The organism is Escherichia sp. MOD1-EC5990 (assembly GCF_002965285.1).
Lineage (GTDB): Bacteria > Pseudomonadota > Gammaproteobacteria > Enterobacterales > Enterobacteriaceae > Escherichia > Escherichia coli_F.
On sequence record NZ_PTRV01000013.1, the window covers coordinates 126958 to 139213 of the forward strand.

A 12256-nucleotide genomic window follows, 5' to 3' on the forward strand; every position below is an offset into this window, starting at 1 on the left:
CCATAAATTCTGGCATGACATTTTTTTTGAAAAGCAATAAGTGAGTAATGATGAAAATCCATACCACAGAGGCGCTCATGAAGGCTGAAATCAGCCGTAGAAGTCTGATGAAAACCTCCGCACTTGGCAGTCTCGCGCTGGCAAGCAGTGCTTTCACTCTGCCATTTTCCCAAATGGTCCGAGCGGCAGAGGCTCCGGTAGAAGAGAAAGCGGTCTGGAGTTCCTGCACCGTTAACTGCGGGAGCCGCTGTCTGTTACGTTTGCATGTGAAAGATGACACCGTGTACTGGGTGGAGTCTGATACGACAGGTGACGACGTCTACGGTAATCATCAGGTTCGCGCGTGTTTACGCGGGCGCTCTATCCGCCGACGGATGAATCATCCTGATAGGTTGAAATATCCCATGAAGCGCGTCGGCAAGCGCGGTGAAGGTAAATTTGAACGGATAAGTTGGGACGAAGCCCTGGAGACCATCAGTGATAATCTTCGGCGGATCCTAAAAGATTACGGCAATGAGGCTGTACATGTCCTGTACGGAACAGGCGTAGATGGCGGAAACATCACCAACTCAAACGTCCCGTACCGTCTGATGAACTCTTGTGGTGGTTTTCTCAGTCGCTATGGCAGCTACAGTACCGCACAGATCAGTGCCGCAATGAGTTATATGTTCGGTGCCAATGATGGCAACAGCCCGGATGATATCGCCAATACGAAGCTGGTCGTTATGTTCGGAAATAACCCGGCAGAAACCCGGATGAGCGGCGGTGGTGTCACTTACTACGTCGAGCAAGCCCGCGAACGTTCAAACGCACGCATGATCGTCATTGATCCACGTTATAACGACACAGCTGCCGGGCGTGAAGATGAATGGCTGCCCATTCGCCCCGGCACCGATGGCGCACTGGCCTGTGCGATTGCCTGGGTACTGATTACGGAAAACATGGTCGATCAGCCATTTCTCGACAAATATTGTGTTGGTTACGATGAAAAAACGCTGCCCGCCAACGCACCACGTAACGCGCATTATAAAGCCTATATTCTGGGCGAAGGGCCTGACGGCATAGCTAAAACGCCGGAATGGGCAGCAAAAATCACCAGCATCCCGGCAGAAAAAATTATCCAGTTGGCACGAGAGATCGGTTCAGCAAAACCTGCTTATATTTGTCAGGGTTGGGGGCCACAACGACACTCCAACGGCGAGCAAACGTCCCGCGCTATTGCCATGCTTTCCGTTCTCACCGGTAACGTCGGCATAAACGGCGGCAACTCAGGTGTACGCGAAGGTAGCTGGGATCTGGGGGTCGAATGGTTCCCGATGCTTGATAATCCCGTTAAAACGCAGATTTCCGTCTTTACATGGACAGATGCCATCGACCACGGTACGGAAATGACCGCGACCCGTGATGGTATTCGTGGAAAAGAAAAACTGGATGTCCCCATCAAGTTTTTATGGTGCTACGCCAGTAACACATTGATCAATCAACATGGCGACATCAATCACACCCATGAGGTGCTTCAGGATGACAGCAAGTGCGAGATGATTGTTGGCATTGACCACTTCATGACGGCCTCGGCTAAGTATTGCGATATCCTGTTGCCCGACCTGATGCCAACAGAGCAAGAAGACCTTATCTCTCATGAATCTGCAGGGAATATGGGCTATGTGATCCTCGCCCAACCCGCCACCTCGGCAAAATTTGAACGCAAACCCATCTACTGGATTCTGAGTGAAGTCGCGAAACGCTTAGGACCAGACGTTTATCAAACTTTTACTGAAGGTCGCAGCCAGCATGAATGGATCAAATATCTCCATGCGAAAACGAAGGAACGTAACCCTGAGATGCCGGACTACGAGGAGATGAAAACGACCGGGATCTTTAAGAAAAAATGCCCGGAAGAACATTACGTCGCTTTCCGCGCATTCCGTGAAGATCCACAGGCAAACCCGTTGAAAACACCTTCGGGGAAAATCGAAATTTATTCTGAACGACTGGCGACGATTGCGGATACCTGGGAATTGAAAAAAGATGAAATTATTCATCCCCTTCCTGCGTATACCCCAGGTTTTGATGGCTGGGACGATCCCCTGCGGAAAACCTATCCACTGCAGCTAACGGGCTTCCACTACAAAGCACGTACCCACTCCAGCTACGGCAATATTGATGTGTTACAGCAGGCCTGCCCACAAGAGGTGTGGATCAACCCCATTGATGCTCAGGCACGCGGTATCCGTCATGGCGATACAGTGCGGGTATTTAACAATAATGGAGAAATGCTGATTGCCGCAAAAGTGACTCCGCGTATTCTGCCTGGCGTTACCGCCATCGGGCAAGGTGCGTGGCTTAAAGCGGATATGTTTGGTGACCGGGTCGATCACGGCGGCAGTATCAATATTCTGACCTCTCACCGCCCTTCACCGCTGGCAAAGGGAAACCCGTCGCACAGCAATCTCGTCCAGATCGAAAAGGTTTAAGGAGTAGCCCATGACCACACAATATGGATTTTTTATCGATTCCAGCCGCTGTACTGGCTGTAAAACCTGCGAACTGGCGTGCAAAGATTTTAAAGATCTTGGCCCGGAAGTCAGTTTCCGCCGTGTTTATGAATATGCTGGCGGCGACTGGCAGGAAGATAATGGCGTCTGGCACCAGAACGTGTTCGCTTATTATCTCTCCATCTCCTGTAACCATTGCGATGACCCCGCATGTACAAAAGTCTGCCCCAGCGGCGCAATGCATAAGCGTGAAGATGGCTTTGTGGTGGTTGATGAAGATGTTTGTATCGGCTGCCGCTACTGCCACATGGCTTGTCCGTACGGCGCACCACAGTACAATGCTGAAAAAGGGCACATGACGAAGTGCGATGGTTGTTATTCGCGCGTCGCCGAGGGGAAACAACCCATATGCGTCGAATCCTGCCCGCTGCGTGCACTTGAGTTCGGTCCAATTGAAGAGCTACGCCAGAAGCACGGCACTCTGGCTGCCGTCGCGCCACTGCCGCGCGCGCATTTCACAAAACCCAATATCGTTATCAAACCTAACGCCAACAGCCGCCCGACCGGCGATACCACTGGTTATCTGGCTAATCCGGAGGAAGTGTAAAATGGGAAATGGATGGCATGAATGGCCACTGGTTATCTTTACCGTATTGGGTCAATGCGTAGTAGGCGCGCTGATTGTTAGCGGAATTGGCTGGTTCGCCGCCAAAAATGACGCAGACCGTCAGCACATTGTTCGTGGCATGTTTTTCCTCTGGCTGTTGATGGCCATCGGGTTTATTGCCTCTGTCATGCACCTGGGATCGCCACTGCGGGCGTTTAACTCGCTGAATCGAATCGGTGCTTCTGGTCTGAGTAACGAGATTGCTGCCGGTTCAATATTTTTTGCCGTTGGCGGATTATGGTGGCTGGTAGCGGTCATCGGTAAAATGCCGCAAGCGTTGGGGAAACTCTGGTTACTTGTCAGCATGGCGCTCGGCGTCATTTTCGTCTGGATGATGACCTGCGTGTATCAAATCGACACCGTGCCAACCTGGCATAACGGTTACACTACGCTGGCTTTCTTCCTGACGGTATTGTTGAGCGGTCCAATACTTGCTGCCGCAATTCTGCGGGCAGCTCGCGTTACATTTAATACCACACCATTTGCCATCATTAGCGTTCTGGCGCTGATCGCTTGTGCCGGGGTGATTGTGCTGCAAGGTTTGTCTCTGGCGTCTATTCACTCATCCGTGCAACAAGCCAGCGCACTGGTACCAGATTACGCCTCCTTACAGGTCTGGCGTGTGGTATTGTTATGCGCAGGTCTTGGATGCTGGCTTTGCCCGCTCATTCGTCGCCGCGAACCTCACGTTGCCGGACTTATTCTGGGGCTAATCCTCATACTTGGCGGTGAGATGATCGGGCGTGTGCTCTTTTATGGCCTGCACATGACAGTAGGAATGGCTATTGCAGGTTAACAAATTGGTGCGGGGCAACCCGCACATTTCAGGATGTTAGGAATGACCCATTTTTCACAGCAAGATAATTTTTCTGTCGCGGCGCGCGTGTTGGGCGCGCTGTTTTATTACGCTCCAGAGAGTGCAGAAGCCGCACCTCTGGTTGCGGTACTCACCAGTGACGGCTGGGAAACTCAGTGGCCTCTACCAGAAGCGTCATTAGCGCCGCTGGTGACGGCTTTTCAGGCACAGAGTGAAGAGACTCGCGCCCAGGCCTGGCAGCGTTTGTTTGTCGGCCCGTGGGAACTGCCGTCTCCGCCGTGGGGGTCGGTCTGGCTGGATCGCGAATCTGTGCTGTTTGGCGATTCAACATTGGCACTTCGTCAATGGATGCGCGAGAAAGGCATTCAGTTCGAAATGAAGCAAAACGAACCGGAAGATCATTTTGGTTCACTGCTGTTGATGGCTGCGTGGTTGGCGGAGAATGGTCGCCAGACAGAATGTGAAGAATTGCTGGCATGGCACCTTTTTCCGTGGTCAACACGATTTCTTGACATTTTTATCGAAAAAGCAGAACACCCTTTCTACCGTGCGCTGGGTGAACTGGCTCGCTTAACGCTGGCGCAATGGCAATCACAACTGTTGATTCCTGTCGCGGTTAAACCACTGTTTCGATAAAGTTGCCGCAATAGTGCCGGATGGCGACAATCACGCGTCATTCGGCAATAATACGTTACAACGTCACGTATTTTATCGCTTTAAGCACGCACTGCTTTTGCCGATAACCTGTTTTGCCGCAAAATAGTCGCTCGTGTTTCATTGTCCATTTCTGCTCATGCACCATCTACACAGCTATCCGGATCTGCGCACTATGTTCCGCCGTCTGCTTATCGCAACAATAGTCGGTATTCTTGCGGCCTTTGCCGTTGCCGCGTTTCGTCACGCGATGCTGCTACTGGAATGGCTGTTCCTCAATAATGACTCCGGCAGTCTGGTCAATGCAGCGACGAATCTTTCTCCGTGGCGACGGCTGCTAACTCCGGCGCTCGGCGGGTTGATCGTGGGCCTGCTTTCTCTGTTCACCCCTGCCGTGTGGGGCAACGGCTATAGCACCGTACAATCCTTTTTAACCGCCCCGCCACTGTTTATGATCATTGGCGGGATCTTCCTTTGCAAACTGTTTGCCGTTCTGGCGAGTAGTGGTTCTGGCGCGCCCGGTGGTGTTTTTACACCGACGCTATTTATCGGTCTTGCCATTGGCATGTTGTATGGTCGTAGCCTGGGATTATGGTTCCCTGATGGCGAAGAAATTACGCTTTTACTCGGATTGACCGGGATGGCGACACTGTTGGCGGCAACCACGCACGCGCCGATTATGTCGACGTTGATGATATGTGAAATGACCGGGGAGTATCAGCTACTCCCCGGTTTATTGATTGCCTGCGTAATTGCGTCGGTAATTTCGCGGACGTTACACCGTGACTCTATCTACCGCCAGCACACTGCGCAGCATAGCTAAGCGGATGTATTGCCCCAGTTCACGCTGTTCGGCGCGCGGTAAATAAGGCAGTTCACCAATGAGCGGTGCTGGAAGTTTTTTACCCAGCACATCAATGATTTCCGCATAATGCGCCAGTCCTGGGTTGATTCGGTTAGCCACCCAGCCAATGAGCGGCAGCCCGTCGTTGGCAATCGCCTGAGCTGTTAGCAGTGCATGGTTAATGCAACCTTCCTGAATACCGACAACCATCAACACCGGCAGTTGTTCCTGCACCACCCATTCAGAGAGCGGACGCAAATCATTCATCAGACTGCGCCAACCGCCAGTACCTTCGACCACCACATGATCGACTTTATCGGTCAGGTTTGCCAGGCCGTTTGAAATGAGGGTGTAATTGATTGGGCAACTGTGCGCCACGCTACTTTCTTCTTCGCTTAACGCAATAGGATTAACTGCTTCATAAGGCAGTTCAATAGTTGAAACACTCTGCAACACCAGGGCATCTTTATTACGCAGCCCTTCGGGTGTCTCTTTGCTCCCCTTCGCTACGGGTTTATATCCCGCAACCGTTTTTCCCTGGGAGGCTAACGCTTGTAGCAATGCGCGGGAAACCACCGTTTTCCCTACAGAAGTGTCTGTACCGGTAATAAAGAAACGCTTCAGCATCACTAACTCCACCGTTATGCTTCACAAATATAAACCAGGAAAATAATTAACCTTGAAAGTCTAAGTTATGCTTTCCTGGCCCAAATTGAGATAGCGCAAATTTTGGTAGAACAGTTAAAAAATGTTAACCCTGCAACAGACGAATCAACAAAGAACCGTTATACATCGCGTCTTTTACCAGCGCAGCCCCTGCCATCGTACCCTGGTTAGAAAATTGAGTACTCTCAACGCTAATGTGCTGACTATACGCAGGAAGGGCCTGCTGACGGATGCTATCCGAGATGACCGGGAAGAGGATATCTGCCGCTTTACTTAACGGTGAGCCAATCAATATTTTTTGTGGGTTAAATAAATTCACCATGATGGCAAGAATGCGCCCAACATGTGCGCCTACCCCGGTAATGATGTCTTTTGCCAGCAGATCGCCGTGCAATGCCGCCTGACACAATGAGTCCACGGTTAACGGCTGTCCATGTAACATCGAGCTCATGGATTGATTGAGACGCAGCTGTGCCAGCTCAAGAATACTGTCCACACTGGCGATGGTTTCGAGGCAGCCGTGATTCCCGCAATAACAGCGTTTCCCATATGGGTCGACCTGCGTGTGACCAATCTCCACGAGGCTACTGCTGCCTGCGTGTAGCAGATGACCATCGGTAATGACGCCCGCCCCCACGTTGTGATCGATAACCACCTGAATCACATCGCGCGCCCCGCGTGAGGCACCAAACAAGGCCTCAGCCATCGTCCATGCGCTGATATCATGCTGAATATAAACCGGTACGCCGGTATGCTGCTCCAGCGCCTCGCCGAGCGGCATCTCTTTTACATCCTCGTAGAACGGCATGCGATGTACAATACCATTTTCCGTATCAATAATTCCCGGCAAGGTAATGGCAATCGAAGTCAGACGCTCAAGTTTTTTCTGATGGCGGATAAAAAACTGATCGATATGGGAAATGATACGATCCAACAATGGCGAGTCATCTTTTAACGCCAGTTCCTGCGACTCCTCCACCACCAGTTTGCTGCTCAGATCGCGCAAAGCAAGGAAAATCTCCCCGCGACTAATGCGCAGAGAAAGATAGTGCCAGGCTTCAGTTTCAACCACCAGCCCCACCGCCGGACGGCCACGGTTCCCCGCTTCTTTGATTTCCAGCTCTTGCACCAGGTGTGCTTCGAGCATCTCACGGACAATTTTGGTGATACTGGCAGGAGCCAGTTGCGCCAGACGGGAAAGATCGATACGCGAGACTGGACCAAGCTGATCAATCAGGCGATAAACCGCGCCCGCGTTGGTCTGCTTTATTTGATCAATGTGCCCAGGCTGGTTTTCAGCAACCACCGCATACTCCCTATATTTTCGCGCTCCGAAATAATCTGTAGGCTATGGTGAAGCACTTCAATACGTGTCGTCAAATTTTTACTTAGGCATGTGATTAACAGCACATTTTTCGGGCTTTTTCGCTGAAATTTCCCTCACCTGAGAGCATTCAGCAGATGAATACGAAAGTTACGCGCAGCCGGACTTTGTTCATGGTGTTTCGGCCAGACCAACCACATTTCAGAAACCGCATCCTCTTCAGCAATCGGCACCCAGCGCATTTCGTTGAGCTGAACACGTTTAAATGACGCAGGCAAAATTGAAACACCCAGACCAGCGGAAACCAGACCGATGATGGTCATTGCCTCACCCACCTCCTGAGTGATGACGGGCGTCAAATTGTAACGTCTCATCAGCCCGAGAATATCGTCATACAGCCCTGTCCCTACGTGCGGATCAAAAAAGACAAAGGGTTCTTTCGCCAGTTCAGCCAGCGTTACACTCGGGTTATTTGCCAGGGGATGATCGTGCGGGATCATCGCCATAAGCGGTTCATGGACGATGACTGCGTGTTCAAGCGTCTCCGGTAACGCTGTGTTACGCAGCAATCCCATATCCAGCGTTCCTTCAATGAGCGGAGCGATTTGCTCGCGAGTGTTCATTTCGCGGGTTTGTAAATGGACATCGGGATAATCACGACGAAACAGCGATAACGTATCGGACACCGCCCGAATAAAAGGAGCGGACGAAGTAAAACCAATGCGCAACTCCCCCGCTTCGCCCTGATGCAGCCTTTCAGCGCGAGCGGCAGCGTCATCCACCATAGACAGGATTTGCCGACTATCTGCAAGAAACTGTTTTCCTGCTTCCGTCAGCAATACACTGCGATTGGTCCTTGCCAGCAGTCGGGCACCAATTTGTTGCTCCAGCGCCTGAATCTGCTGACTTAGCGGTGGTTGCGAAATATTCAGGCGGGCAGCGGCGCGCCCGAAATGCAGCTCTTCCGCAACAGCAACAAAGTAACGCAGATGACGAAGTTCAATATTCATATTTAAAACATCTTATTTGAGATTATTAATATATTAGACAGAACAATTCGATTTTCCTAATCTATTCATAAGCCTGATCCACAGGCATATTTAGCAAGGATTTCAAGTGAGCCGTACTACAACTGTTGATGGCGCTCCGGCAAGCGTCACTGACAAGCAAAGCATTTCTCAGCCAAATCAATTTATTAAACGCGGTACGCCGCAATTTATGCGCGTCACCCTGGCGCTTTTCTCTGCCGGACTGGCAACCTTCGCACTTCTCTATTGTGTGCAACCTATCCTTCCGGTGCTTTCGCAGGAGTTTGGCTTAACGCCTGCGAACAGTAGTATTTCACTGTCCATTTCAACGGCGATGTTGGCTATCGGTTTGCTGTTTACTGGCCCGCTATCCGATGCCATTGGTCGCAAACCAGTGATGGTCACGGCGCTACTGTTGGCCTCCATTTGTACGTTACTTTCGACAATGATGACCAGCTGGCACGGCATTTTGATTATGCGCGCTTTGATTGGGCTTTCGTTAAGTGGCGTGGCAGCTGTTGGCATGACTTATCTTAGCGAGGAAATCCACCCCAGTTTCGTGGCCTTTTCGATGGGGTTGTATATCAGCGGCAACTCAATTGGCGGCATGAGCGGACGCTTAATTAGCGGTGTCTTCACGGACTTTTTCAACTGGCGAATTGCACTGGCGGCAATCGGCTGTTTCGCACTGGCCTCGGCGTTAATGTTCTGGAAGATCCTCCCGGAATCACGCCATTTTCGTCCAACTTCCCTGCGACCTAAGACGTTATTTATCAACTTTCGTCTGCACTGGCGTGACCGGGGATTGCCGTTATTGTTCGCAGAAGGCTTTTTGCTGATGGGGTCGTTCGTCACGCTGTTTAATTACATCGGCTATCGGTTGATGCTCTCCCCCTGGCATGTCAGTCAGGCCGTGGTTGGCTTATTATCGCTGGCTTATTTGACCGGTACATGGAGCTCACCCAAAGCCGGAACCATGACCACCCGTTATGGGCGCGGTCCGGTGATGTTGTTTTCGACGGGGGTTATGCTGTTTGGTTTACTGATGACCTTATTCAGCTCGCTGTGGCTAATCTTTGCCGGAATGTTACTCTTCTCAGCCGGATTCTTCGCAGCCCACTCAGTTGCCAGCAGCTGGATCGGCCCCCGCGCAAAACGCGCTAAAGGCCAGGCCTCCTCGCTGTATCTGTTCAGTTACTATCTGGGGTCGAGTATTGCCGGGACGCTGGGTGGTGTTTTCTGGCATAACTATGGCTGGAACGGCGTCGGCGCATTTATTGCTCTGATGCTGGTCATTGCTCTGCTGGTCGGGACGCGTTTGCATCGTCGTCTGCACGCCTAAAAATAAGTCCGGACTGCGGTAAATACCCATCCGGACTTATTGCCTGCTCAAACCAACGTTAATAGCCATCCTAAAATAGACGAAGCGCCAGCCAATTCCCGCAGCGCATCTAGTGTCATCAGGATTATAAGTACCCAAATAAACGGATTCATTTTGCTGTGTGTCATTTATTACTGATGCGCAGTTATTCTACCGCTTTGTAAGTAGTAAAATAGTTAACCCGATCAAGACTACTATTATTGGTAGCTAAATTTCCCTTAAGTCACAATACGTTATTATCAACGCTGTAATTTATTTAACGTTTGTACATATCGTTACACGCTGAAACCAACCACTCACGGAAGTCTGCCATTCCCAGGGATATAGTTATTTCAACGGCCCCGCAGTGGGGTTAAATGAAAAAACAAATTGAGGGTATGACAATGAAAAAAGTATTAGCTCTGGTTGTTGCCGCTGCTATGGGTCTGTCTTCTGCCGCCTTTGCTGCAGAGACTGCGACCACACCTGCTCCGACTGCGACGACCACCAAAGCAGCGCCGGCGAAAACTACACATCATAAAAAACAGCATAAAGCAGCACCTGCCCAGAAAGCGCAGGCGGCTAAAAAGCATCATAAAAATGCGAAAGTTGAACAGAAAGCCCCTGAACAAAAAGCGCAGGCAGCGAAAAAACACGCCAAGAAACACAGCCATCAGCAACCGGCAAAACCTGCTGCACAACCCGCAGCGTAAGTTTTCAACAGTAATGCTGGCGCGCCCCCTCGCGCCTGAAAATTACGGTGCTAAGCGGGTAACGTTTAGCACCGCCTTTAGCGGAGGGTAGTATGGTGGGTCGTTATCGCTTTGAGTTCATTCTTATCATCCTTATTTTATGCGCACTGATTGCCACCCGTTTTTATCTTTCCTGATCGTAGTTATCTGATTTTACTCCCACTTTCATCCCGTCCCGTCTATAGTATTTATGAGGGTTTGCTTTTAATAATCATAATTACCCACCAGAGTGTGATATGCGTACAACCATTGCTGTAGTGTTGGGTGCAATTAGTTTGACGTCTGCTTTTGTGTTTGCAGATAAACCAGACGTTGCCAAATCGGCAAACGATGAGGTCAGCACCCTGTTTTTTGGTCATGATGATCGTGTGCCCGTGAATGACACGACCCAATCACCGTGGGATGCGGTTGGGCAACTGGAAACGGCAAGCGGCAATTTATGTACGGCGACGCTGATTGCACCCAATCTGGCATTAACGGCAGGACACTGTTTATTGACGCCGCCAAAGGGTAAAGCCGATAAAGCGGTGGCGCTGCGTTTTGTGTCAAATAAAGGTCTTTGGCGCTATGAGATCCACGACATAGAAGGCCGCGTTGACCCGACACTGGGAAAGCGGTTAAAAGCAGATGGGGATGGTTGGATTGTTCCTCCCGCAGCTGCGCCGTGGGACTTCGGTTTGATTGTGCTACGTAATCCCCCTTCTGGCATTACACCATTGCCGTTATTTGAGGGAGATAAAGCCGCGCTTACCGCCGCATTAAAAGAGGCAGGTCGTAAAGTGACTCAGGCGGGATACCCTGAAGATCATCTCGATACGTTGTACAGTCATCAAAACTGTGAAGTAACTGGCTGGGCGCAAACGTCGGTGATGTCACATCAGTGCGATACCTTGCCGGGTGACAGCGGTTCGCCTCTGATGTTGCATACCGATAACGGCTGGCAATTAATTGGGGTACAAAGTTCGGCTCCTGCCGCGAAAGATCGCTGGCGTGCCGATAACCGGGCCATTTCTGTCACTGGTTTTCGCGACAAGCTAGACCAACTTTTGCAAAAATAGTATTCAAACGCTGCCCGACAGCACGGGCAGCGTGTTCATCAGGCAAACTTCACCATAATCATTCCAGCCAACAGCAAGACCAGACCAATCCAGCCTTTGCGATTTAAACGTTGACCAAACAAAACCCAACCTGCAACTAACGTGGCGGCAATACCAAATCCGCCCCACAATGCATAGGCTACAGACAAGTCAATCCCTTTAACGGCTTGAGAAAGCGCACTAAAGGCAGCCAGCACCGCCGCCAGGGAGAGCAAACCATAGATTTTGCGACGAAAGCCGTCAGAAAATTTCAAAAAAACGTTAGCAACGATTTCCAGCACGATTGCCAATGCCAGCCAGGCGGCGTGAACCCATTCAAACTGCGCCATGGTTCACCTCCAGTTCAGGTTTATGCGCTTTACGGGTACCTGATTTGATTAATACAATCCCAGCCACCAGGGTCGTTAACCCGGCAATTTTCATCAGCGATAAACTTTCATCGAATAACAAAACGCTAAACAAGGTAATCAATAAAGGTGATGCTGCCAACTTACTGATTTAGTGTATGATGGTGTTTTTGAGGTGCTCCAGTGGCTTCTGTTTCTATCAGCT

General features: G+C 50.7%; 14 protein-coding genes and 1 pseudogene. 9 read left to right on the forward strand and 6 right to left on the reverse strand.

The genetic code is table 11. From position 1 onward, the window contains the following. Positions 1-50: 50 nt before the first annotated feature. The 5 genes from ynfF (at position 51) to BEB42_RS16440 (ending at position 5456) form a co-directional block, all read left to right on the forward strand. Positions 51-2474, forward strand: a complete 2424-nt coding sequence (gene ynfF / locus BEB42_RS16420; RefSeq protein ID WP_105267474.1) for a selenate/tellurate reductase subunit YnfF — start codon at positions 51-53, stop codon at positions 2472-2474. A gap of 10 nt (positions 2475-2484) precedes the next feature. Then, positions 2485-3102, forward strand: a complete 618-nt coding sequence (gene ynfG, locus BEB42_RS16425; RefSeq protein ID WP_032184287.1) for a DMSO reductase like molybdoenzyme iron-sulfur subunit YnfG — start codon at positions 2485-2487, stop codon at positions 3100-3102. A 1-nt stretch (position 3103) separates the two neighbouring features. After that, positions 3104-3958: a selenate reductase membrane anchor subunit YnfH gene (gene ynfH / locus BEB42_RS16430; RefSeq protein ID WP_105267467.1), complete on the forward strand. Its 855-nt coding sequence runs from the start codon at positions 3104-3106 to the stop codon at positions 3956-3958. Between the two features lie 42 nt (positions 3959-4000). After that, entirely contained in the window at positions 4001-4615 is a 615-nt protein-coding gene (dmsD, locus tag BEB42_RS16435) for a Tat proofreading chaperone DmsD (protein WP_105267468.1), read from the forward strand. Positions 4616-4772: 157 nt separating this feature from the next. Then, a complete protein-coding gene (locus BEB42_RS16440; protein ID WP_172954549.1) occupies positions 4773-5456 on the forward strand; it encodes a chloride channel protein in 684 nt (227 codons plus the stop codon). Here the strand turns inward: BEB42_RS16440 and bioD are convergent. The 3 genes from bioD to BEB42_RS16455 all read right to left on the reverse strand — a co-directional run bounded on the left by bioD (position 5409) and on the right by BEB42_RS16455 (position 8477). Next, entirely contained in the window at positions 5409-6104 is a 696-nt protein-coding gene (gene bioD / locus BEB42_RS16445; protein WP_000919226.1) for a dethiobiotin synthase, read from the reverse strand. The two genes, BEB42_RS16440 and bioD, sit on opposite strands and share 48 nt — an antisense overlap. 124 nt (positions 6105-6228) lie before the next feature. Further along, entirely contained in the window at positions 6229-7449 is a 1221-nt protein-coding gene (gene mlc / locus BEB42_RS16450) for a sugar metabolism global transcriptional regulator Mlc (RefSeq protein WP_105267470.1), read from the reverse strand. 134 nt (positions 7450-7583) lie between these two features. Then, positions 7584-8477 carry a LysR family transcriptional regulator gene (locus BEB42_RS16455; protein ID WP_001019560.1) on the reverse strand — a complete coding sequence of 298 codons (894 nt, stop codon included), beginning with the start codon at positions 8475-8477 and terminating at the stop codon, positions 7584-7586. Positions 8478-8583: 106 nt separating this feature from the next. Between BEB42_RS16455 and BEB42_RS16460 the strand changes: the two genes are divergently transcribed. Next, complete coding sequence (locus BEB42_RS16460) at positions 8584-9837, forward strand: MFS transporter (protein WP_000091858.1); 1254 nt, start codon at positions 8584-8586, stop codon at positions 9835-9837. Between the two features lie 47 nt (positions 9838-9884). On the opposite strand, the gene BEB42_RS27205 is transcribed toward BEB42_RS16460, so the two are convergent. After that, the gene (locus tag BEB42_RS27205) at positions 9885-10004 is read right to left on the reverse strand and encodes a KPN_01571 family protein (RefSeq protein ID WP_001299090.1); all 120 of its coding nucleotides are present in this window, start codon (positions 10002-10004) and stop codon (positions 9885-9887) included. 255 nt (positions 10005-10259) lie between these two features. Between BEB42_RS27205 and asr the strand changes: the two genes are divergently transcribed. The 3 genes from asr to BEB42_RS16480 all read left to right on the forward strand — a co-directional run bounded on the left by asr (position 10260) and on the right by BEB42_RS16480 (position 11665). Next, positions 10260-10568: an acid resistance repetitive basic protein Asr gene (asr, locus tag BEB42_RS16470; protein ID WP_236942408.1), complete on the forward strand. Its 309-nt coding sequence runs from the start codon at positions 10260-10262 to the stop codon at positions 10566-10568. Between the two features lie 92 nt (positions 10569-10660). Further along, positions 10661-10744 (forward strand): hypothetical protein, encoded by an 84-nt coding sequence (locus BEB42_RS16475; protein WP_000233092.1) that lies wholly within the window; start codon positions 10661-10663, stop codon positions 10742-10744. Positions 10745-10843: 99 nt separating this feature from the next. Next, positions 10844-11665, forward strand: coding sequence for a trypsin-like serine peptidase (locus BEB42_RS16480; RefSeq protein ID WP_105267472.1), 822 nt, complete (start codon positions 10844-10846; stop codon positions 11663-11665). Between the two features lie 38 nt (positions 11666-11703). Here the strand turns inward: BEB42_RS16480 and mdtI are convergent, their stop codons facing one another. After that, positions 11704-12033: a multidrug/spermidine efflux SMR transporter subunit MdtI gene (gene mdtI, locus BEB42_RS16485; RefSeq protein ID WP_105267473.1), complete on the reverse strand. Its 330-nt coding sequence runs from the start codon at positions 12031-12033 to the stop codon at positions 11704-11706. Further along, positions 12020-12178: pseudogene (locus BEB42_RS16490) on the reverse strand (multidrug transporter subunit MdtJ); the annotation flags it as partial. The gene mdtI and the pseudogene BEB42_RS16490, both read right to left, overlap by 14 nt. Between the last annotated feature and the right edge of the window lie 78 nt (positions 12179-12256).

Bases quoted from the DNA above. Each gene is read 5' to 3' on its own strand.
- asr (WP_236942408.1), top strand. From the start codon at position 10,260: ATGAAAAAAGTATTAGCTCTGGTTGTTGCCGCTGCTATGGGTCTGTCT.
- BEB42_RS16475 (WP_000233092.1), top strand. From the start codon at position 10,661: ATGGTGGGTCGTTATCGCTTTGAGTTCATTCTTATCATCCTTATTTTA.
- ynfF (WP_105267474.1), top strand. From the start codon at position 51: ATGAAAATCCATACCACAGAGGCGCTCATGAAGGCTGAAATCAGCCGT.
- BEB42_RS16480 (WP_105267472.1), top strand. From the start codon at position 10,844: ATGCGTACAACCATTGCTGTAGTGTTGGGTGCAATTAGTTTGACGTCT.
- dmsD (WP_105267468.1), top strand. From the start codon at position 4,001: ATGACCCATTTTTCACAGCAAGATAATTTTTCTGTCGCGGCGCGCGTG.
- BEB42_RS16440 (WP_172954549.1), top strand. From the start codon at position 4,773: ATGCACCATCTACACAGCTATCCGGATCTGCGCACTATGTTCCGCCGT.
- ynfH (WP_105267467.1), top strand. From the start codon at position 3,104: ATGGGAAATGGATGGCATGAATGGCCACTGGTTATCTTTACCGTATTG.
- bioD (WP_000919226.1), bottom strand. From the start codon at position 6,104: ATGCTGAAGCGTTTCTTTATTACCGGTACAGACACTTCTGTAGGGAAA.
- BEB42_RS27205 (WP_001299090.1), bottom strand. From the start codon at position 10,004: ATGACACACAGCAAAATGAATCCGTTTATTTGGGTACTTATAATCCTG.
- BEB42_RS16455 (WP_001019560.1), bottom strand. From the start codon at position 8,477: ATGAATATTGAACTTCGTCATCTGCGTTACTTTGTTGCTGTTGCGGAA.
- mdtI (WP_105267473.1), bottom strand. From the start codon at position 12,033: ATGGCGCAGTTTGAATGGGTTCACGCCGCCTGGCTGGCATTGGCAATC.
- ynfG (WP_032184287.1), top strand. From the start codon at position 2,485: ATGACCACACAATATGGATTTTTTATCGATTCCAGCCGCTGTACTGGC.